Origin of the sequence: Undibacterium sp. Ji42W (assembly GCF_049340405.1) — a bacterium.
GTDB lineage: Bacteria > Pseudomonadota > Gammaproteobacteria > Burkholderiales > Burkholderiaceae_D > Undibacterium.
This window is the reverse complement of record NZ_JBMPOV010000001.1, coordinates 208,645-229,155: the sequence shown is the minus strand read 5'-3', so window position 1 is coordinate 229,155 and position 20,511 is coordinate 208,645. Positions and strand designations below refer to the sequence as shown.

Below are 20,511 nucleotides of genomic sequence, written 5' to 3'. Positions count from 1 at the left end.
CTCAGTTCTTGCCTAAGACTGATGGAGATCATGAATTCGGTCCCAGGAATAAAAAAGCGCAAAGAAAAATCTTTGCGCTTTTTATTTGTGCGGTTTCTGATTAATCGAAAACCGGTGTTTCCACACCCAGGATTTTGTGCAGTTTTGGCGATGTCGTGGTGTATTGCATGTGGATTTTCTTGTCAGGGAAAATATATGGCGCAGCACCAAACGCAGCCAGTGCAGCTTCGTGGAAGCCCGACAGAATGAGTTTTTTCTTGCCAGGGTAGGTGTTGATGTCACCCACAGCAAAAATGCCAGGTACGTTGGTTTCAAACTTCTCGGTATTGACAACCTTCAATTGCTTGCGTTCTATGTCCAGACCCCATTCAGCGATAGGGCCGAGTTTTGGTGATAGGCCGAAGAAAACCAGCAAAGTGTCGAGTGGCATACGGCGGGTGACGCCATCAGCACCAGTGACCTTGATTTCAGACAGTAAATCATCTTTGGTTTCTATACCTGTCACCTGGCCTATGGTGAGTTGCATTTCATAGTTGTCGCAAAGCTCTTTCATCTTGGCGACAGAGGCAGGTGCAGCGCGGAAGTCTTCACGGCGGTGCAGGACAACAACAGATTCAGCTTTGCCAACCAGGTTCAATGCCCAGTCCAGCGCAGAATCACCACCACCGCAGATGACCAGGTTTTTGCCGTGGAACTGAGTGGGGTCTTTGACGCGGTAGAACACCTGCTTGTTTTCAAAAGCTTCTATGCCTTCAACTTTCAAAGTGCGTGGCTGGAAGGAGCCAACACCAGCAGCAATGAAAATGGTTTTAGTGATGAAGCGTGTACTTGCCGATGTTTCCAGGTCAAAACGACCATCTTCACGTCGCTCAACCAGGGTCACTTCCTGGCCCAAGTGGAAAGTTGGCTCGAAAGGCTCAATTTGTTTCAACAGATTGTCTGTCAATTCCTGGCCTGTGCATACTGGCACGGCAGGGATGTCATAAATCGGCTTGTCGGGATACAGCTCTACGCATTGGCCGCCGACGACTGCCAGGGAGTCAATAACGTGTGCTTTGATTTCGAGCAAGCCTAGTTCGAATACCTGGAACAGGCCAACAGGACCTGCACCGATGATGACGGCATCTGCTTCAATGGCGGCGCTGGCCGCGTTAGTTTGTTTGTTTTCCATACGACGTGATGATTCCTGATATTGCGGATTTGTTTGAGCCGATTAGCAAAAGCCCATATTGCTGTCCCAGATACTTATTTGTCCAGATATTGCAATTTATCTTTAACGTCTTTCCAGTCGTCAGCATCTGGCAAAGGAGCAACGGTCTTGGTAATCGACGGCCATTTGCGGGTCAGGTCGGCATTGATCTTGATAAATTGCTGCTGATCTGCCGGTACATCTTCTTCGGCAAAAATGGCGTTAGCCGGGCACTCTGCAACGCACACGGCGCAGTCAATGCATTCGTCTGGATCAATGATCAGGAAATTCGGGCCAGCACGGAAGCAGTCCACCGGGCACACATCCACGCAATCGGTATAACGGCAGCGGATGCAGGATTCGGTCACAACGTGGGTCATAACAGTCCAATCTAAACTAAAAATTCGGGATTTAGGTGCAGCCTTGGCGAAAAAACAGGCTCTGGGCTGCAAAGCCTTGTATTTTAAGGCAATTTGGCAGTTCTCACAAATCAGGCTTATATAGTTTGCGCATAAGCAAATGCGGAGGTATCAAGAGCATTTGCCTATACAGTTCGCCGCAAGTGGATAATTTTAATGCTGGCTTATGTCTGGGGGCTTGATTTGCATCATCTTCATGAATTTTCTTGCATGAATTATAGCCTGCATGAATTTTTTGAGTTGGCATGCCATGCTTAAAAAAAAGGGTATTTAGGCAGTATCATGCAGTATCGAGCTTGTCTATTGCTTAATAGGGCTTAATAGGTGGGTAGGTGGGCAATCAGATGGGCAATCTACCGCATTTCTTTTTGATATTTTTATGGGTAAGGTCAGACATGAAGCCTGCAATTCTTGTAACACGCGCCATTTTTCCTGAAGTGTTGACGAAGCTTGAACAGTACTTCGACGTGGAGTCAAACCAGGATGACATTATTTTTTCTCCAACAGAACTCGCTGGCAAGCTTAAGGGTAAGGTCGGCACCCTGGCGACGGCCAGTGCCAAAATCAATACCGAGCTATTGCAGCATGTGCCAGGTTTGAAAATGATCGCCAGCATGGCTGTCGGTTACGACAATATCGATGTACCGGCATGTACGGCGCATGGCGTCATGGCCAGCAATACACCGGAGGTGTTGAATGAAACCACGGCTGATTTTGGCTGGGCCTTGCTGATGGCAACCGCCAGGAGAGTGACAGAGTCTGAGCACTGGCTGCGTGCGGGTCACTGGACAAAGTGGCGCTACGATTCTTTTCTTGGTGCAGATGTGCATGGTGCCACCCTGGGAATTATCGGCATGGGCAGGATAGGGCAGGCCATAGCGCGACGATCTACCGGGTTTGATATGAAGGTTATGTATCACAATCGCTCCCGCCTGAGCGCTGAACAAGAAGCTTATGCAAACAATGCACAATACGTCAGCAAGGAGGCATTGTTGCAGCAAGCCGATCATGTTGTGCTGGTGTTGCCTTACTCGCCAGCCTCACATCATACGATCGCAGCGGCAGAATTACGCATGATGAAACCGGGTGCAACACTGGTTAATCTGGCGCGTGGTGGTATTGTCGATGATCAGGCCCTGATTGCAGCCTTGCGTGAAAAACGGATCGCGGCAGCAGGCCTGGATGTATTTGAAAATGAACCCAAATTCCATCCAGATTTTTTGACGCTGGATAATGTCGTGCTGACACCGCATATTGCCAGCGCCTCTGAGGCAACCCGCCGGGCAATGGCAAACCGTGCGGCAGATAACCTGATTGCCGGCTTGACTGAAGGCAAACCAAGAGATTGGCTCAATCCTACGGTTTAATTGAGCGCCTTAGTCTTTGAGTGAGCTGATCAGATCAATATATTGCTGCATCGCTGCTTCCTGGGTCGTGCCTTTCAGTCCGGCCCAGGCATCAAATTTGGCGCGGCCGACAAAGTCGGTCATGCCAGGGCGGTCACCCGTAGCATCGCCAGTGCTGCCTTGTTTGAACAAGGCATAGATTTTCAGTAAAGTCATATTGTCCGGACGTTCGGACAGGTTTTTGGAATCGGCTTGTGCCTGGGTGAATAGTTCTTGCAAGCTCATGGTAGTCTCCAGCATGTTATTGAGAAGCGCAAAAATAGCATGAAGACACACAGGCGGGGCAGTTTTGCGCTAGAGGTTTCCCTCCAGCGCTGCAGGTTTGCAGATGATTAATAGTTGATCAATGCAGGATAGGCTCGGCACCACAGCAGACTTTGTATTTTTTGCCACTACCACAAGGGCAAGGGTCATTCCTGCCTACCTTTGGTGCTTCGCGTTTGACAGTAGTGACGCCAGACTTACGCAAAGGTGCCCAGAAGCGGCGTATGGTGGGAATGGAAGCTTCCAGTGTCAATGCCAGTTCGTGACATTTTTCTGGTGTATCAACAAATTTCAATTCGCTTTCTTCTATCTCTTCTGCACCCAGCAAGTAGATAGGTTGCAGCAAAGGGCCGATTTCTTCGGATTCCCAGGCCGCTTCCCAAGCTTCTTCACGCAATTGCATGCCTTCCCAAAAGCCCCAGGCCCAGGTCTCGCCATCGATTAATTCCTTGCCATTTTGCTCCATGACACAAAACAGGGGCTCGTATTCCTGCGGGGCGACTTCAAAGGTGATCTGTATTTCATTCATGAAGCGGGCTACCAGACCGGTCACGCGCTGCATTTCCTTTTCGTTTTTGAACTTGGGTTCGCCCTGATCAGGCAAGCCCCATACCAGTGGCAGCCATTCAGCCATGGGTATTACCTCTGGGCCCAAGGCAATGGCGGTCAGGTAGCCGTGCAGGGCATCCATGGTCATACCATCGTCGCCGACTTTGTCCGACATCAGGAATTTGTCGAGTTCATTGAATTCTTTGTCGCTTAGTGGTTCGTCGAGATGCATGTCGTGACTCTTGAAAAGATAAGTATGAAAATACCGGAAGTTTAGCGCTTTGTGTGCTGGCTGCACAGGAGTTTTATGTCGAATGTACTGGTAGCCACGTACAATAGCGGGATGACAGATTTTACTCCCCCAGATTCGTTCGCCGGGCTGACACCCGAATTAGTCCTTGATGCTGTTGAAAGCAGTGGCTTGCGCAGTGATGGCCGCATGCTGGCCCTGAACAGCTATGAAAACCGTGTTTATCAGATAGGCATAGAAGACGCCTCGCCGATTATTGCCAAGTTTTACCGGCCCTTGCGCTGGTCAGATGCAGCAATACAGGAAGAGCATGATTTCGTGCGTGAATTGCAGGCGCAGGAGATTCCTGTATTGGCCGCTTTGCAAACTGAGGAGGGCAATAGTCTGCGGCATTATCAGGGCTTCCGTTTTTCCCTGTTCAAGCGCCAGAGCGGCCGTGCGCCTGAAACCGGTGATCCCGCCACACTGGAGTGGCTAGGGCGTTTCATAGGGCGCATACATGCCGTTGGTGCCACCGCCAGCTATGCAAGCAGGCCTGCGCTTGACCTCCAAAGTTTTGGCGTCTTGCCGCGTACCTGGTTGCTGGAAAATGATTTTATTCCACCAGACCTGCTAGCTGCATATAACAGCGTCAGCCAGCAGGCTCTGGATGGTATCCAGGCTTGCTATGACCGGGCAGGTGACGTGCAGCAACTGCGTCTGCATGGAGATTGCCACATGGGAAATGTCTTATGGCTGGAGTCAGGTCCAGAGGCGGGGCCGCATTTCGTTGATTTTGATGACAGTCGCATGGGGCCTGGCATACAAGACTTATGGATGCTGCTATCCGGCGACCGTAGCGAAATGCAAAGCCAGTTGACCGATATCCTGGTGGGTTACGAAGATTTCTTTGAATTCGAGCCGCGTCAGCTGTATTTGATAGAAGCCTTGCGGACTTTGAGGTTGATCCATTATTCCGCATGGCTGGCGCAGCGCTGGAGCGATCCTGCTTTTCCTGCAGCTTTCCCATGGTTCAACAGCCAGCGTTACTGGCAAGACCGCATACTTGAACTGCGCGAGCAGGTTGCCCTGATGGATGAGGCGCCGCTGTGGCAAATTTAATACTCTTTTTGCTAAGTTTTGATCAAATTGCTAATAAGTTGAGCCTTACTATAAAATCCCGCCAATTTTTAAACTATGATGGAAATGCACCATGACTCAAGACGAATTGAAACTTGCCGTCGCCCAGGCGGCAATTGCTTATGTAGTAGAAGGTGAAATTGTTGGCGTAGGCACAGGTTCTACCGCGAACTTTTTTATCGATGAGCTGGCCAAGATCAAGCACAAAATCAAAGCAACTGTTGCCTCTTCCGAGGTGACGGCAGCACGGTTACGTTCTCATGGTATTACCGTGCTGGATTTGAATGAAGTGACATCCATGCCTGTCTATATCGATGGCGCAGATGAAATCACGCCGCATGGTGCCATGATCAAGGGTGGCGGTGCGGCACTGACGCGCGAAAAGATAGTTGCATCTGTTGCTGAAAAATTTATCTGTATCGCTGATGGTTCCAAGTTGGTGGATGTGCTGGGCAAGTTTCCTTTGCCGGTAGAAGTGATTCCCATGGCGCATGCCGTCGTCGCACGCAAGCTCAATGCATTGGGCGGTGAGGCGCGTTTGCGTATGAAAGATGGGCAAGCATTGCTGACCGATAATGGCAATATGATTTTGGATGTACATGGTATGCAAATCCAGGATCCGCTTGTGATGGAAGCTCAGATTAACAATATCGTTGGAGTGGTGACGGTCGGTTTGTTCGCTCGTCAAGGTGCAAATGTTTGCCTGCTGGGAACTGCAGAAGGTGTTAAAACACTGCAATTCTGAATTCAGTAAGGGAATATTCAGTTGTTCTGCTGTAAATGTGTGCAATCGCAGGTGAATTAGAAATCATCCGTTGTTCAATTTTATGTGGAGATTATGCAAATGAATACGAACGGGAGTACAAATAAAAGAACAGCCACGTCATGGAGCTTTTTTGTCACATTGACGGCCGCGTTATTAATCTCAGCCTGCGCTTCGCAGTCTCCGACTGCAAGCCAGCCTCCCGTCAGTGTTGCAATGACGCAGGCCATGCAGAGCAAGATCAGCCCCGATATAGCCATATCTATGTTGAAAGAGGGAAACCAGCGTTTTGTATCAGGCAATATGCTCAAGCGGGATTTGCCAGGGCAGGTGAAAACCAGTGGCAGGGATGGGCAGTTCCCGTTTGCCAGCATCGTCAGTTGCATAGACTCACGTTCTGATCCGGCATTGGTATTTGACCAGGGTATAGGCGATTTGTTTACTGCCAGAGTTGCTGGCAATATCGTCAATGAAGACATACTTGGCAGTCTTGAATATGCTGCTAAGGTTGTCGGTTCCAAAACCATCGTTATTCTTGGTCATTCACATTGCGGTGCCGTTAAAGGTGCGTGTGATAATGCTAATCTGGGTAACCTGACGCAGTTGGTGGCCAAGATCATGCCGGCGGTGAAATCTACGCCAGACACGCATGGCAGCGACCGTAGTTCTGCAAATCACCATTTTGTCGATGCGGTGGCAGAGATGAATGTCAAGATGACGGTCAAGGCAGTCACGGAAAAGAGTGTGATATTGAAAGAAATGGCGGACAAGGGTCAGATCAAGATCATTGGTGCCATGCTTGATGTAGAAACTGGCAAGATAGAATTTTATTGATGCAGTTCACGTCGGAACAAGAAAGCCCGCTTCAGCGAGCTTTCTTGTTTGCAGCGCTTTATTTACAGATATTTTATTCTGTAGGCGGCACATAACCGGTAGCGGCATCTGCACCGTCACCAAAGAAGTGTTTTTCCATCTGCGTTGCCAGATACTTGCGTGCGCGTGTATCAGCCAGATTCAGGCGGTTTTCATTGACCAGCATGGTCTGGTGTTTGAGCCAGGCAGCCCAGGCTTCTTTGGAAACACTTTCATAAATGCGTTTGCCCAATTCACCTGGATATGGTGGAATGTCAAGGCCTTCGGCTTCTTTGTCTAATTTAATGCAGTGGACCGTACGGGCCATGTGGTGCTCCTTAATATGAAATCTTGAAAACAGGGTGAATTATACAGGCTAGCATTGGCTCAGAGTTGCTTGACCAGAACCAGGGATTTTCGTTGCCAGTTATACATTTTCTGTCTGTCTTTAGGCAGGTCATCGACTGATGCGCTGACAAAGCCGCGCTTCAGGAACCAGTGGGCGGTACGTGTCGTCAACACAAACAGGCTATGGAAGCCCGCCCGGCGTGCACGTTTTTCCATATGTTTAAGGATACGCTCGCCATCGCCCTGGCTTTGCACATCCGGGTTAACGGTCAGGCAAGCCATTTCTGCCATTTTTTCGAATGGGAACGGGTATAAGGCTGCACATCCAAAAATCACGCCATCATGCTCGATGACTGAGAAGTAATTAATCTCGCGTTCTATCAGCTCGCGACCACGCTTGACCAAGGTGCCGTCGGCTTCCAGCGGTTCTATCAGTTTGATGATGCCGCCTACGTCTTCAATCGTGGCTTCTCGGAGGCTTTCCAGGTTTTCTGAAGACACCATGGTACCCACTCCATCATGGGTAAATAGTTCCAGCAGGGCTGAGCCATCCATCTTGTAAGGAACGATATGAATACGTGGCACACCACCGCGCGAGGCCTTGATGGCATGTTCCAGATAAAACGCTGAGTCCAATGGCAGGTAAGCGGCTTTTAATTCCAGCTCTGCCTGCATGAAAGACAATTCACGTATTTCGTCATTGTCCTGATCCACCATCATCGGTGTTTCAGAAATAAAAATAAGTTTGTCAGCGCGCAAGGCTGTGGCAGCAGAAACGGCCACGTCCTCCATGGTCAGGTTGAAAGCTTCGCCAGTAGGGGAGAAACCCAGCGGGCCCAGCAATACCAGGTTGCCAGCATCAAGAATACGGTGGATGGTGTCATACGCCACTTTGCGGGCGATACCGGTCAGTTGAAAATCTACCCCGCCGACTATGCCAATAGGCTTGGCAGTAACAAAATTGCCAGAAATAATACGGATGGCGGAATGCGCCATCGGTGTATTTGGCAAGCCCTGGCTGAATGCGGCTTCTATATCGAGACGCAATTCACCGGCAGCTTCTTTCGAGCACTCCAGTGCGGCAGTATCGGTAATGCGTATGCCATTATGAAATTTTCCTTCAACATTACGCAGGGCCAGTTGTTCAGCTACCTGTGGTCGTGAGCCATGAACAATGACAACCTTAATGCCAAGTGCATGCAAAAGTGATAAGTCTTGCGCCAGAACCGGCAGCGCACCTGCCATGACCAGTTCACCGGGAAACGCGACCACAAAGGTCTTTCCACGGAAGGCATGAATATAGGGAGCGACTGAGCGCAACCATTGAACGAATTGAAAGGGATTTTCCATCCGCCAATTATAATCTGAGACGCAAAAATGCATGCGGCAACAACGTGGTCGAATTTCCACATTGTTGCCATCGTAGTCATGACGCCGGGGCGATTACCCCTTGTCACACATCATGAATCGTCTCAAATCGTCTCAAATAGTAAGCAATACCTTAATTGTGCGAGTACGTTGCCTTGATTTTCTCCAGCTTGCTGGCGTAGAGGTTTTGTGCCTTGCGCGTTGTGCTATTGGCCTTGGCAAGTGTCAGTTCATCCACGGCATCCCGGGTTTCACCCAGTCTTAAGTGCGCCAGTGCCAACCATAAGTGGAATTCATCATAATTCGGGTCGCGCCTGAGTTCACGTTTGAACAGGTTTTTGGCTTCGGCATAATCACCGCGTTCCATGGCAGCCAGTCCGCGGTTAAAGAAATGGAAAGGTGGATAAGGTTGCAAGCTTTCCAGGCGGTTCATGTATATTTGCGCTTCAGCCCGACGCTCGCTTTTGCGTAACACTTCCACCAGGTTGCTGAGTGCCATGACGTTTTCTGCCTCTTTACCCAGTATTTGCCTGAACACATTTTCAGCCAGCGCCAGGTCACCATGCTGTCTGTAAACCACGCCCAAGGTATTGTAGGCAGCGGTAAAGTCCGGGTCACTCATCAACGCAGAGCGGGCGAACCAGTAAGCATCGTCAAGCTGCTGTTGTGCCAGTGATTCTGCCGCACGGTTATTGAAATACATGGCAATAACGGTTTCTTCCTTGATCATTTCCGTACGTTGACCACGAAGATCTTTTGGGGGCAGGAAATCGATCACCATGGACTGTGAATATTCCTGGGTAAAACCCTTGAATGCTGATTTGTAGCCCAATACGATATTGACATGTCCGGCTGCAAAATAGATATCGTTATTGCGGCTCCATGACTCATCAATGAGAACATTTTGATATTGCACATCCATCCCCAGTTCTTTTGCCAATGATGATGTCATCAGGACCAGTGACAGGCAGTTACCCGAGCGTGCCTTGAATGCCTGAGCTGCATTGCGCGTGATTTCGGCATCATATTCCAGCCTGATCTGAGCTTTGCTGGAGAGTGCATCAAACAAGGCCTTCTGCGGAGACTTAAGCCTTAGTTGTGAGTGGATATCATTTTTGACGTAAGAACGCATCTCATCGCTGAGTGCCATGACATCGTCAGTGCTGATAATTTTGGCGGGAGCGCTAAAGCCTGCATCATGAAATTGCAGGTGGCTGATTCTCTGGCTCGGTTGGCTGGCGCAGGCCGTAAGCAAAATACTGATCAGCAATGTGATACAGGTTTTCATTTTTTTGTCTCCCCGTGTAACCAGGTTTTGAACCTCGCATGCCTCGGTATAGTTTGACTACTTGCTTGGCCTCTGCTTCATTATAGGATAAATAAAGAGGCGTTTGATTTATATGAAACTTCGCTTGTTGCTCAGCAGGCATGTCATGGCAAGCAATGCAACATTCCCTGCTAGGCGCGAAAATCTGGGATAATGCGCAGTGCTATGTCTTCAAATCAAACACCTAAAAACTCCCCCAAGAAAGCAATGCCCGGTGCGATAGATGGTTTATCGGGATTGCGAGAGCTTCGACAACAATTGCGTGATACTTCCGCGAAGTCTGAAGTGCCTGAAAAAAAACCACACAATCTTAATGATAGTGGCGCAGAACCAATGCGCCCCTTGGGAGCGCAGCAAGAACGATCGCAAAGACCTCGTCAACAGTCAGCAAGGCCTCTGTCAGGACGCGTGGCTGCTACAGGAACTGGCAGGGACAACAGCAAAGAAAATAACAAACAGAAAATAGCTGCGCCAGCCAGGGAAGAGCCTGCTTTACCATTTCGCAATCCCTTGCCAACGATCAGTTATCCTGAAGAGTTGCCAGTATCCGGCAAGCGGGCTGAAATCGCCGAGGCTTTGCAGAAACACCAGGTCATCATTGTCTGTGGTGAAACTGGCTCAGGCAAAACCACGCAATTACCCAAAATTTGCCTGGAGTTGGGACGTGGGCAAAAAGGCATGATAGGTCACACCCAGCCGCGCCGGATTGCTGCTTCTTCCACTGCCAAGCGTATTGCTCAAGAATTGAATTCGCCGTTGGGTGAGCATGTCGGCTTTAAAGTGCGCTTTACCGATACCCTGAGCAAGGGCGCATCGGTCAAGCTGATGACGGACGGTATCTTGCTGGCAGAAACCCAGACCGATCCTCTGCTTAAACAATATGACACCATCATCATCGATGAGGCACATGAACGCAGCCTGAATATTGATTTTTTGCTTGGCTATCTCAAGCAATTGCTGCCCAAGCGCCGCGACCTGAAGATCATCATTACTTCAGCGACGATAGATGCGCAGCGCTTCGCCAATCATTTTGCTGATACCAGAGGTGCGGAACCGAAGCCTGCGCCCGTCATCGAAGTGTCAGGCCGTCTGTATCCGGTAGAAGTACGCTACCGCCCTATACAGGATACAGAAAAAGATAAAGAGCGTGATTTGATGACGGCGATTACCGATGCCGTTGATGAATTGTGCCGTGTAGGCTCTGGCGATGTGCTGGTATTTTTGCCAGGTGAGCGTGAAATTCGTGATGCTGCCGAAGCCTTGCGCAAGCACCATCCACCGCATGTAGAGATTTTGCCCTTATTTGCACGCTTGTCGGCGCAAGAGCAGGAGCGGGTATTCAAGACCTCGAATGCGCGTCGCATTGTCCTGGCGACGAATGTGGCGGAAACGTCGCTCACTGTGCCGGGCATCCGCTATGTCGTTGATGCAGGTCTGGCCCGTGTTAAACGTTACAGCTACCGCAATAAAGTCGAGCAATTGCAGATAGAGGCTGTTGCCCAGTCTGCTGCCAATCAACGTGCAGGCCGTTGCGGTCGTGTTGCTGCTGGTGTCTGCATACGTTTGTACGATGAACAGGATTATCTGCAAAGGCCAAAATTTACCGAACCTGAGATTCTGCGCTCGTCACTGGCAGCTGTTATTTTGCGAATGAAGTCCTTGCGCCTCACGGATGTAGAAACATTCCCTTTCATTGAGCCGCCACCAGGGCGGGCGATTGCTGATGGTTATCAGCTCTTGCAAGAACTGGGTGCGATGGATGAAGTCAATCAGTTGACGCCAGTTGGCAGGCAACTGGCGAAACTGCCGCTGGATCCGCGTGTGGGGCGCATGATCCTTGCCGCGCGCGACAACCAGGCCTTGCAGGAAGTGTTGATTATTGCTGCTGCGCTTTCGGTGCAAGACCCGCGTGATCGCCCTATGGAAGCGCAGGCTGCTGCCGACATGGCGCACAAGAAATTTGCTGACGAAAAATCCGAATTCCAGTCTTACCTGAAAATCTGGGCATGGTTTGAAGATGCCATTGAACATAAAAAAACCAATCGCCAGTTACAAGACAATTGCCGTGCAAATTTCTTGAGCCAGATGCGCTTGCGCGAATGGCGTGAAGTGCATTCGCAATTGCTGACGATAGTAAAAGAGCAGGGCTGGCGCTTGAATGAAGCGCCTGCTACTTATGAACAATTGCACCTGTCTTTGTTGACGGGGTTGTTGGGCAATATCGGCTACAAGTCAGATGAAGAAGCGCATTACCTCGGCGCGCGTGGCATCAAGTTTTATATCTGGCCGGGTTCCACTCTGGTCAAAAAAGCCGGACGCTGGATCATGGCGGCTGAGCTGGTGGATACTACGAGGCTATATGGCCGTTGCATTGCCCAGATTAATCCTGAATGGCTGGAGAAGATTGGCGAACATCTGCTCAAAAAATCCTATGGCGAACCGCGTTGGGAAAAACGTGCAGGGCAGGTATCTGCCTTTGAACGTGCCACTCTGTATGGCCTGGTCGTATATAGTCAGCGCCGCACACAATATGGCTTGACACACCCGGCAGAAGCGCGTGAGATGTTCATACGTGATGCACTGGTGGAAGGTGAATTTGATACCCGTGCGCCTTTCTTTGCATTTAACCAGAAACTGGTACGCGAGATAGAAAACCTCGAACACAAATCACGACGACTGGACGTGCTGGTGGATGAGGAGTTGATCGTGGCTTTTTATGATCAGCACTTGCCAGCCGATGTATGGAACGCAGTCCTGTTTGATCAATGGCATAAAGAGGCGACCAAGACCAATCCCAAGCTTCTCTACCTGAACAAGGACGAGTTGATGCGCCATGAAGCAGCAGGCGTGACAACGGATTTGTTTCCCAAGACCATGCAGGTGTCGGGTGTGGCTTTGCAGCTCAGTTATCACTTTGAACCAGGTAGCCCACGCGATGGTGTGACCTTGACTGTGCCGTTATTTTCGTTGAACCAGGTATCGGCAGACCGCTGCGAATGGCTGGTGCCCGGTATGTTGAAAGAAAAAGTGCATTTGCTGATCAAGTCCTTACCGCAAAAGATACGCCGCCATTGCGTACCCATCCCTGAATATGCGGGTGGCTTTTGCGAGCGTAATGATTTTGGCAAAGGTAATTTCCTTGATGCTGTGATCGCTGACATACGCGAGCAAAAAGGCCTGCTGTGCAAGACTACGGATTTCAAATTTGAAACCGTGCCAGTGCATTTGACGATGAACTTCAAAGTCGTTGATGAGCATGGCCGTCAACTGGAAATGGGGCGTAACCTTGCCAGCCTGCGCGCAGAATTTGGCAGCCAGGCGCGTGAGAGTTTTCAGCGTATTGCCAGTGCCGAGAAACTGGCTTTGCTGGAAACCAATCCAGTTGCGGCCAAACAGCTTGCCGTGACTGAAGATAAGTCGGTTCGCAATGCTGGCAAACCAGCGATGGCTAATATCCAGACTGGTGCTACCGTACCAGCTTTCAAACAAGAAAACCTGACAGCCTGGACCTTCGACAGCCTGCCTGAGTTGCTGGAAGTGCAGCAGGGTAAACAAACTTTGATCGGTTATCCGGCACTGGTGGATAAACTCACGCATTGCCATATTGAAGTATTTGATGACCCAGATGAAGCAGCGCGCATACATCGCATAGGTTTGCGACGCCTGTTCGCTTTGCAACTGAAAGAGCAGATCAAGTTCCTGGAAAAAAATATCCCTGGCTTGCAACAGATGGGCATGCAATTCATGGCTCTGGGTTCGCAGGAGGAATTGCGTGACCAGATTATCCAGGTCGCGATAGAAAGTGCTTTCCTGCAAAACCCTTTGCCCGCTAATTCAGGTGACTTTAATAAGCGGCGAGATGAAGGAAAGGCAAGATTGAATTTGCTAGCGAATGAAATCGCCCGCACTGCAGCGCAGATATTGGGGGAATACCACGGTTTGCCCAAGAAACTGCAAGGCATCAAGGCGCATGCGCAAGCTGCTACTGATATGCAGGCGCAATTGCAGATGCTGGTGACCAAGCACTTTATTGCGGAAAATGATTTCACCCAGTTGTCGCACTTCCCGCGTTACCTGAAAGCGATTACGGTGCGCATGGACAAGCTGCGTGCTGATCCTGTACGTGACCAGAAATTGCTGGCAGAGTGGAATAGCGTGGCCCAGGCATGGCAACGTCACCCGCGCAAGACCGGGCCGGATGCTGATCCAAAACTGCTGGAATTCCGCTGGTTGCTGGAAGAACTCAGGGTATCTTTGTTTGCTCAGGAACTGCGTACACCCATGCCTGTGTCCGTCAAGCGCTTGCAAAAAGTGTGGGAGAGTTTGCAGCGATAGTTAGCATTTGAGATGGATTAACATGGCTGCAGGCAAAGCTTGTTTGCTTGTTGTATGCTGAGGGCAGGCTTCAGGCTAATCAAGCTGAAGCCTGCTTTTTTATCGACAGCCAGAAATCCATGAATCACAAACTGAACTCTGCAACCATATTTTTGCTTGTTATCCCACCTTTGCTATGGGCTGGCAACGCTGTCGTCGGGCGCATGATACATGAGCTGGTGCCACCGATTACCCTGAATTTCATACGTTGGGTGCTGGCCTTTTTAATACTCTTGCCCATGGCTGCCCACATTTATCGCCGTGACAGTATGTTATGGCGCAACTGGCGGCGCTATGCTTTATTGGGTTTGCTGGGCGTGGGTTTATACAATGCCTTGCAATACCTGGCCTTGCAAAGTTCTACTCCTATCAATGTCACTCTAGTTGCGGCAAGTATGCCGGTGTGGATGCTCATCGTGGGGCGCTTGTTTTTTCAAGCCAGAGTCACGCGCTGGCAACTGGCAGGTGCGCTACTTTCTATCGCTGGGGTGCTGATTGTCCTGAGTCGTGGCGAGTTCGCGCAATTGCTGGCTTTGCGTCTGGTGCCAGGCGATATCTTCATGATCATCGCTACCATTACGTGGTCAATTTATAGCTGGTTGCTGACATATGGTAATGATGGTGAATTACGCAATCACTGGGCTGATTTTTTGCTGGCGCAAGTCAGCTTCGGTGTATTGTGGTCAGGCTTGTTTTCAGCAGCTGAATGGACCATTACCAAACCGACGATATACTGGAACCCTGCATTATTTGCCGCCCTGGCTTTTGTTGCGATTGGCCCTGCAGTGATTGCGTTTCGCTGTTGGGGCATGGGTGTGCAAAGAGTGGGGCCGAATATTGCTGCTTTCTTCAGTAATCTGACACCTTTGTTTGCGGCGCTATTGTCATCTGCATTTTTGGGTGAGAGGCCGCATGTGTTTCATGCGCTGGCTTTCATATGCATCGTTGGTGGCATTATTCTTTCATCGCGTCGTTAGTTTTTGTTCAGATACGATCACCCACGCCTATGGGAGCTGGAGAAATATTGACAATAAGTGAAAATAGTTCCTCGTATTTATAATATTGGCCAGCATCATCCAGCATTTTTTTGTTTTCCATAAATGCGGCATCCACTTCTTTCCAGTCCTTGTCATTCAGCACTTGCCTTGCGACAGGCATGATGCGTTCTTCTTCTGCCCGCATATGGGTGAAATAAAAAAGTGCGTACTGTTCCACCAGATCACGGAACTGCACAAAAGCAGACTTGCCAGCAAACTCATAATCCAGCAATGCATGAAACAGTCTGTGTGCCATCAATTCACCTTTGCTGTGCTGTTCGCTTAGGGCATCCAGTTCACTGTCGAGCTGGTGTGTCCTTTCCTTGATCTTGGCAAACAGGTATTGATCTTCCTTGGGATGATGAACTTTTTCCGGGTATTCCATGATGTAGTACAGCATCGCACGGAATACCTTTAAACCAGGTGCATTGCCGCCACTATCTATATGCCGGACAAAATAGCGCATGCCTTGTATAACCGACGACAAGTGTTCATGTTCGTCCTGGATAATACGCAACGAAGCAGGGTAAATATTTCTGACTGACATGGTTCGTCTCCTCGCTATTCTTTTGCTTACTTTACTTTGGCAGCGGGAGGGGGCTGTTGATCAGGATCAAATGTGCGGGTCTGTCGTAAGCTAACTCATGAAAATATAGCCACGCAAGTTTGGCTTGAGTGGCTATATTGATTTTTGATCAGGTGAAATATTACTTACTGTTTAATTCTTTCAGCAATTCCTGAGCATGGTAAATTTTATCCATGGCTTCCAGTATGCCGCCGCTGTGCACGGCTACACTGCGGTTGTTGCGTTCATCAAACCAGAAAGCACCCCCCAGTGAATGGATATTGCCATCAAATACCAGACCGACAATTTCACCATTTTTGTTGATGACAGGGCTACCTGAATTGCCACCTATGATGTCGTTATTGGTCACGAAATTGTAAGACTGTTGCAGGTTCAACCTGTCTTTGGCAAGATGCCAGGATGCGGGCAGGACAAAAGGGTAGGCCCCGGTTTCGTGTTCGAAAGCCCCAGCAAAATTGGTGAACGGCTTAATGGTTTGTTCGCCAGTTTGCCAGCCTTTGACTTCGCCATAAGACAGGCGCAGGGTGCCTGTGGCATCCGGATACACGCTGGTGCCTGTCTGCAAAAAGCGTGCTTGCGCAATTAGCTCCGCATTTTTTTGCACTACGGACTGCACTTCCTGTTCCATACGCTTGCGCACGCTGCGCGAATCGGCATCGACTGCCAGTGCCAGTTTGATGAAGGGGTCATCGGACTGGATGATGGCTTCCTTGCCGCCATTCCATAAAGTCTTGCGGTATTCAATATCTGCCAGACGGGTTTTACTGACCAGTTTTTCCGTCAGTTGTTCGGGCGAGAGTTTACCCAGTACCTGCTTGACGAAGGCATGATTGTTGCCCAGATCTTCCCGCATCCTGGTCAGGGAATGTGTCAGTTTGACTTTTTCAAACTCAGGGTAAATTGGCGCTTTAGAAAACACCATCTGCTGGACTCCGGGCAAGCGGGTATCGGTAAATTCCGGCAGACGCTCAGCATTATTTTTGATTTTCTCATCTGCCGCACGGACAAGATTGCGGGCAATGCGGAAATAATCACTGGAGAATGCTTCTGCACCTTCTGTCATGCTGGAGATTATGTGTAAATGACGGTAGTTCTCCTGTGCCCTGGCGATGGCATCCCAGGCGCCACCAACTTTTGCCTTGAGCTCTGGCCTGGCATCGACAAACTGACGCAATGCGGTTTCTTCAGCTTGTTTGCGGGCAATAAATTCCGGGTCCAGCAGGGTTTTTAACCTACCCACGCCAGCCTTGTAGCTGTTTTCTGTACCGAATAACAGATGGTCAGCAGTGCGCGCTGCTTCCGGGCTGGTTTTACGGTATTGCGTGAGCACACCGCGCAACTCTGCCAGATGCTGCAGCCTGTCGATCAAGCCGATGTCGCGCAGGCTGTTCAGTTGCGCCATGGTCAACTGGCGCTGGGTAGAGCCAGGATGACCCGTAATGAAGGTCATTTCACCTTCTTGTGGCCCAGTTTTGCTGAAGGGGAAAAAATTCTTGATTTCAACCGGTTTGCCATTCTCATACACGCGCAACATGGTGATGTCGAGGTCATAGCGCGGGAAATTGAAATTATCCGGGTCGCCACCAAAAAAAGCGATGGATTTTTCTGGTGCCCATACCAGGCGGGTATCGGCATAGCGGTGATATTTATACAGATGGTAACGGCCACCATGATAAAGATCGACGATGTCGCAACGGATTTTTTCTTTATCTTCACCCACGCAGGCTGAAGTCAATTTGGCGTGAATGGCATTTTGTGCCTGCTTGAATTCTGCACCTTCCAGGCCCGCAGTGGCTTTTTTGATGTCATCTGTTACGTCGCTGATATCTTCCAGGCGGTTTAGTTCAAGCGCTGGGCATACTTGTTCTTCTTCTCGTTTCTTGGCCAGGAAGCCGTTTTCTACATAATTTAGTTTGGCAGTCGATAATTGCTCCATGCAGCCTGAAGCGCAGTGATGGTTGGTCATGACCAGACCATCTTTGGAGACAAAAGAACCAGAGCAGCCGGGCAGTTTGACTGAGCTCAGCATGGTGTTCCTGACCCATTCTGCCGTGGGCTTGAAACCATATTCCGCTTGCAGTCTGGTGCCTGGTAAATTGTCCAGTGTCCACATACCTTCTGCGGCCATCGACAGCGCCGGCAATGCCAGGCTCAGCAACAAGAATTTTTTTTGCATCTTTTTTCCATTACCTTGAAAAATAAATTGCCTCTCGCCAGGGGTGGCGGGAGGCAGGGTTTTTTCATGTTCAGATGCTCATTCGGTTTTGAATCAGCTTCTGATAGAGTTGCTTATTGTATTAGCGTTTTGCCTGTATTGCTTCAATCTGATCCATGATTTTATTCATGCGCACAAACACTGCCTGATACGGGGCAGGTGAGGCAAGATCAACACCTGCGCTCTTGACTAGCTCATAGGGGTAGGCAGAGCCACCGGCTTTGAGGATATTCAGGTATTTATCTCTGGCACCAGCTTGACCCTTAAGAATTTCGTCAGCAAACATCGAGCCTGCAGCGATGGATGTAGCGTACTGGAATACATAGAAGCGGTTATAGAAATGCGGGATGTAAGCCCATTCCACAGCATAGGTGTCGTCTATTTTCATGACGCCTTCCTTATCGCCGTGATAGCTTTTCAGGATGTCGCCATAGATTTTTGACAGTGCTTCGCCAGTCAGGGATTCGCCTTTATCGACTTTGGCATGTACTTCACGTTCAAAGTCGGCAAACATGGCCTGGCGGAAGAATGTGCCGCGCAGGTTTTCCAATGCTGAGCCCAGGTAGAGTAGTCGCTCGTCATCGCTCTTGGCGATCTTCAGCATATGATCAAGCAAGAAGACTTCATTGGTGGTCGAAGCAATTTCTGCCGTGAAGGTAGGGTAATCCGCACTGATGAATGGCTGATGTTTATTGGCCAGATAGGAATGCATCGCATGACCCCATTCATGGCCCAGGGTCGAGACAGACTCATAATCATCGTTGTAGTTCAACAGCAGGTAAGGATGAACATCATAGGCAGCGCCATTCATATAGGCCCCAGATCGCTTGCGTGGACGTGGATAAACATCCATCCAGCGTTCGGTAGTGGCTTTTGCCATGGCCTTGGCGTAGTCATCACCCAGCGGCTTGACTGACTCCAGCATCAGCCTGACACCATCCTTGATAGGATATTTGAAATCGCCAGACACCAGTGGCGGATAAATGTCGAAATAACGCAGGTCTTTTACGCCAAGCAGTTTCGCGCGCAGTTTGAAATAGCGGTGCAGGGTAGGGAGGTTGGCACGAGTCTGCGTTACCAGTGTGTCATACACTTCGCGTGGCAATTTATTGTTATCCAGCGCCTGTGTCAGCGAATCCGGGTAATTGCGTATCTTGGCATAGGCCGAGTCACGTTTTAATTGTTCGTAGAAGGTCACGCCATAGCTGCGCTCAAACTCTTTCCATTTGCCCCAGAATGCATCGAATACCAGTTGGCGGTCAGCACGGTTGGGGGCAGCGCGATATTTGGTATAGGCAGCCTGGTCTATGCGTACTTCTTCACCTGTCGAAAGTTTAACTTTGGGCCAGGGCATTTCTGCGTTGGATAAGGTCGAATAGACGGCGCTGGCGGTATTGGTGGCCATGCCAAAAGTGGCGATGAGTTCTTCACCCTTTTTGTCCAAGGTGTGGGCACCTGAGCGCAAGATGTCATCGAGCTGGTGGGCATAAATCTTCAGGCCTTTCTCTTTTGCCTGGAATGCCTGGATTTTTTTCACACCTATACTCAGGATTTCTGGTCGCAGGAAAGAGGTGGCTTCCTCGACCTTGCTACCCAGAATGTCTGAGCGCTGGCCCAGGTCCATGCCAGCATTGTCACCTGTATCCTGATCGCGGAACTGGAAGGCATAGCTGGCCAGTTTGGCATAACGCTTGGATAAATCAGCGTTCAAATCCAGGCAGGTCTTGAAGCGGGCGATATTGTCAGCCAGGTGGCTACTACAGGTTTGAAACTGTTTTAACTGCACTTCCAGCATGACGGCATCCTTGTCCCAGTCTGCCTTGCTCTGATACATATCATTTAAATTCCAGCGGTCTGCTTCTGTCTCGCTGGGATGGGCAGCAAAGGCGAAGCTGGGTAGTGTCAATGCAACAGCGAACAAGTTGCGAACAAGATGTTTATGCATGGTTAATGGTCCAGTGTGGATTTTTTGGATTAATGGATGTGCAACACATACAGGAGTAGAGGTTTATTGTTTATTTGATATGTCCACTTTTCAATGAACCCTGCTACCCCTGTACTTGAGGCCATATTTTGGTCTGAAAGTTCATAATTGAAAAGCTAATTTGGAAATATATTTACTAATTTCTGGCAAGTATTTCTTGAATGTGCTAATGATAAATTGATATTATTGGTGTGCGGAGTTATTATCCTATCACCCCCGACCTTTAGCCAAAAGGCGGTAATATCTATAAGTTCGATTCCAGGTTAAATTGAAATGCTGCAAGTTTGCATGCGATGCGTTATAATAATGATTGGCGGGCCCCTGCGCATTGCGGCGTGGCCAATCTGGTCAGGTCGGGAACGAAGCAGCCACAGTCATTTACCGCAAGTGCCGCAGACCAGGCTCGCCAACTTCCAGTTTAAATCTCCATTACCCATTTCTTTTAATGAACTTCATCGTGC

At 49.5% G+C, this 20,511-nt stretch carries 16 protein-coding genes and 1 other RNA gene; 7 read left to right on the top strand and 10 right to left on the bottom strand.

The annotated features are described in order from the left end of the window. Positions 1–100: 100 nt before the first annotated feature. Together ACO0LG_RS01020 and fdxA are read right to left on the bottom strand one after the other, a co-directional pair. The gene (locus ACO0LG_RS01020) at positions 101–1,171 is read right to left on the bottom strand and encodes an NAD(P)/FAD-dependent oxidoreductase (RefSeq protein ID WP_423022460.1); all 1,071 of its coding nucleotides are present in this window, start codon (positions 1,169–1,171) and stop codon (positions 101–103) included. A 74-nt stretch (positions 1,172–1,245) separates the two neighbouring features. Further along, positions 1,246–1,569 carry a ferredoxin FdxA gene (gene fdxA / locus ACO0LG_RS01015; RefSeq protein WP_186951675.1) on the bottom strand — a complete coding sequence of 108 codons (324 nt, stop codon included), beginning with the start codon at positions 1,567–1,569 and terminating at the stop codon, positions 1,246–1,248. A gap of 434 nt (positions 1,570–2,003) precedes the next feature. Between fdxA and ACO0LG_RS01010 the strand changes: the two genes are divergently transcribed. Further along, a complete protein-coding gene (locus ACO0LG_RS01010) occupies positions 2,004–2,975 on the top strand; it encodes a 2-hydroxyacid dehydrogenase (protein WP_423022458.1) in 972 nt (323 codons plus the stop codon). 9 nt (positions 2,976–2,984) lie between these two features. Here ACO0LG_RS01010 and ACO0LG_RS01005 read toward each other — a convergent pair whose 3' ends face one another. Both ACO0LG_RS01005 and ACO0LG_RS01000 read right to left on the bottom strand, forming a co-directional pair. After that, positions 2,985–3,239, bottom strand: coding sequence for an acyl-CoA-binding protein (locus ACO0LG_RS01005; RefSeq protein ID WP_423022456.1), 255 nt, complete (start codon positions 3,237–3,239; stop codon positions 2,985–2,987). Between the two features lie 118 nt (positions 3,240–3,357). After that, on the bottom strand, positions 3,358–4,059 hold the full coding sequence (locus tag ACO0LG_RS01000; RefSeq protein ID WP_423022454.1) for a UPF0149 family protein: 702 nt from the start codon (positions 4,057–4,059) through the stop codon (positions 3,358–3,360). A gap of 111 nt (positions 4,060–4,170) precedes the next feature. Between ACO0LG_RS01000 and ACO0LG_RS00995 the strand changes: the two genes are divergently transcribed. From ACO0LG_RS00995 to ACO0LG_RS00985, 3 genes are all read left to right on the top strand, one after another. Further along, the gene (locus ACO0LG_RS00995) at positions 4,171–5,178 is read left to right on the top strand and encodes a serine/threonine protein kinase (RefSeq protein ID WP_423023266.1); all 1,008 of its coding nucleotides are present in this window, start codon (positions 4,171–4,173) and stop codon (positions 5,176–5,178) included. 91 nt (positions 5,179–5,269) lie between these two features. Continuing rightward, positions 5,270–5,941 carry a ribose-5-phosphate isomerase RpiA gene (gene rpiA, locus ACO0LG_RS00990; RefSeq protein WP_423022452.1) on the top strand — a complete coding sequence of 224 codons (672 nt, stop codon included), beginning with the start codon at positions 5,270–5,272 and terminating at the stop codon, positions 5,939–5,941. A 93-nt stretch (positions 5,942–6,034) separates the two neighbouring features. Next, positions 6,035–6,793 (top strand): carbonic anhydrase family protein, encoded by a 759-nt coding sequence (locus ACO0LG_RS00985; RefSeq protein WP_423022450.1) that lies wholly within the window; start codon positions 6,035–6,037, stop codon positions 6,791–6,793. A 73-nt stretch (positions 6,794–6,866) separates the two neighbouring features. On the opposite strand, the gene ACO0LG_RS00980 is transcribed toward ACO0LG_RS00985, so the two are convergent. The 3 genes from ACO0LG_RS00980 to ACO0LG_RS00970 form a co-directional block, all read right to left on the bottom strand. Continuing rightward, positions 6,867–7,139: an oxidative damage protection protein gene (locus tag ACO0LG_RS00980; RefSeq protein ID WP_423022448.1), complete on the bottom strand. Its 273-nt coding sequence runs from the start codon at positions 7,137–7,139 to the stop codon at positions 6,867–6,869. Positions 7,140–7,198: 59 nt separating this feature from the next. Beyond that, positions 7,199–8,509, bottom strand: coding sequence for an amino-acid N-acetyltransferase (gene argA / locus ACO0LG_RS00975; RefSeq protein WP_423022446.1), 1,311 nt, complete (start codon positions 8,507–8,509; stop codon positions 7,199–7,201). Between the two features lie 151 nt (positions 8,510–8,660). Then, positions 8,661–9,815, bottom strand: a complete 1,155-nt coding sequence (locus tag ACO0LG_RS00970) for a tetratricopeptide repeat protein (protein WP_423022444.1) — start codon at positions 9,813–9,815, stop codon at positions 8,661–8,663. A 372-nt stretch (positions 9,816–10,187) separates the two neighbouring features. Here ACO0LG_RS00970 and hrpA point away from each other — a divergent pair, with 372 nt between their 5' ends. Both hrpA and ACO0LG_RS00960 read left to right on the top strand, forming a co-directional pair. After that, the gene (gene hrpA, locus ACO0LG_RS00965) at positions 10,188–14,189 is read left to right on the top strand and encodes an ATP-dependent RNA helicase HrpA (RefSeq protein WP_423023264.1); all 4,002 of its coding nucleotides are present in this window, start codon (positions 10,188–10,190) and stop codon (positions 14,187–14,189) included. Positions 14,190–14,308: 119 nt separating this feature from the next. Continuing rightward, a complete protein-coding gene (locus ACO0LG_RS00960) occupies positions 14,309–15,205 on the top strand; it encodes a DMT family transporter (protein ID WP_423022443.1) in 897 nt (298 codons plus the stop codon). Positions 15,206–15,212: 7 nt separating this feature from the next. On the opposite strand, the gene ACO0LG_RS00955 is transcribed toward ACO0LG_RS00960, so the two are convergent. The 3 genes from ACO0LG_RS00955 to pepF all read right to left on the bottom strand — a co-directional run bounded on the left by ACO0LG_RS00955 (position 15,213) and on the right by pepF (position 20,011). Continuing rightward, entirely contained in the window at positions 15,213–15,812 is a 600-nt protein-coding gene (locus ACO0LG_RS00955; RefSeq protein ID WP_423022441.1) for a hemerythrin domain-containing protein, read from the bottom strand. A gap of 160 nt (positions 15,813–15,972) precedes the next feature. Beyond that, positions 15,973–18,027: a S46 family peptidase gene (locus ACO0LG_RS00950; protein ID WP_423022439.1), complete on the bottom strand. Its 2,055-nt coding sequence runs from the start codon at positions 18,025–18,027 to the stop codon at positions 15,973–15,975. 121 nt (positions 18,028–18,148) lie between these two features. Beyond that, the gene (gene pepF, locus ACO0LG_RS00945; protein ID WP_423022437.1) at positions 18,149–20,011 is read right to left on the bottom strand and encodes an oligoendopeptidase F; all 1,863 of its coding nucleotides are present in this window, start codon (positions 20,009–20,011) and stop codon (positions 18,149–18,151) included. A gap of 351 nt (positions 20,012–20,362) precedes the next feature. On the opposite strand from pepF, the gene ffs reads away from it, so the two are divergent. Beyond that, positions 20,363–20,461: signal recognition particle sRNA small type (ffs, locus tag ACO0LG_RS00940), an RNA gene on the top strand. Positions 20,462–20,511 lie beyond the last annotated feature (50 nt).

What these genes read in the sequence shown, in the direction of transcription:
- ACO0LG_RS00960 (WP_423022443.1), top strand. Translation starts at nt 14,309, where the DNA reads ATGAATCACAAACTGAACTCTGCAACCATATTTTTGCTTGTTATCCCA.
- ACO0LG_RS00985 (WP_423022450.1), top strand. Translation starts at nt 6,035, where the DNA reads ATGCAAATGAATACGAACGGGAGTACAAATAAAAGAACAGCCACGTCA.
- hrpA (WP_423023264.1), top strand. Translation starts at nt 10,188, where the DNA reads ATGCGCCCCTTGGGAGCGCAGCAAGAACGATCGCAAAGACCTCGTCAA.
- ACO0LG_RS00980 (WP_423022448.1), bottom strand. Translation starts at nt 7,139, where the DNA reads ATGGCCCGTACGGTCCACTGCATTAAATTAGACAAAGAAGCCGAAGGC.
- ACO0LG_RS00995 (WP_423023266.1), top strand. Translation starts at nt 4,171, where the DNA reads ATGACAGATTTTACTCCCCCAGATTCGTTCGCCGGGCTGACACCCGAA.
- ACO0LG_RS00955 (WP_423022441.1), bottom strand. Translation starts at nt 15,812, where the DNA reads ATGTCAGTCAGAAATATTTACCCTGCTTCGTTGCGTATTATCCAGGAC.
- ACO0LG_RS01010 (WP_423022458.1), top strand. Translation starts at nt 2,004, where the DNA reads ATGAAGCCTGCAATTCTTGTAACACGCGCCATTTTTCCTGAAGTGTTG.
- argA (WP_423022446.1), bottom strand. Translation starts at nt 8,509, where the DNA reads ATGGAAAATCCCTTTCAATTCGTTCAATGGTTGCGCTCAGTCGCTCCC.
- rpiA (WP_423022452.1), top strand. Translation starts at nt 5,270, where the DNA reads ATGACTCAAGACGAATTGAAACTTGCCGTCGCCCAGGCGGCAATTGCT.
- ACO0LG_RS01005 (WP_423022456.1), bottom strand. Translation starts at nt 3,239, where the DNA reads ATGAGCTTGCAAGAACTATTCACCCAGGCACAAGCCGATTCCAAAAAC.
- ACO0LG_RS00950 (WP_423022439.1), bottom strand. Translation starts at nt 18,027, where the DNA reads ATGCAAAAAAAATTCTTGTTGCTGAGCCTGGCATTGCCGGCGCTGTCG.
- ACO0LG_RS01020 (WP_423022460.1), bottom strand. Translation starts at nt 1,171, where the DNA reads ATGGAAAACAAACAAACTAACGCGGCCAGCGCCGCCATTGAAGCAGAT.
- fdxA (WP_186951675.1), bottom strand. Translation starts at nt 1,569, where the DNA reads ATGACCCACGTTGTGACCGAATCCTGCATCCGCTGCCGTTATACCGAT.
- ACO0LG_RS01000 (WP_423022454.1), bottom strand. Translation starts at nt 4,059, where the DNA reads ATGCATCTCGACGAACCACTAAGCGACAAAGAATTCAATGAACTCGAC.
- pepF (WP_423022437.1), bottom strand. Translation starts at nt 20,011, where the DNA reads ATGCATAAACATCTTGTTCGCAACTTGTTCGCTGTTGCATTGACACTA.
- ACO0LG_RS00970 (WP_423022444.1), bottom strand. Translation starts at nt 9,815, where the DNA reads ATGAAAACCTGTATCACATTGCTGATCAGTATTTTGCTTACGGCCTGC.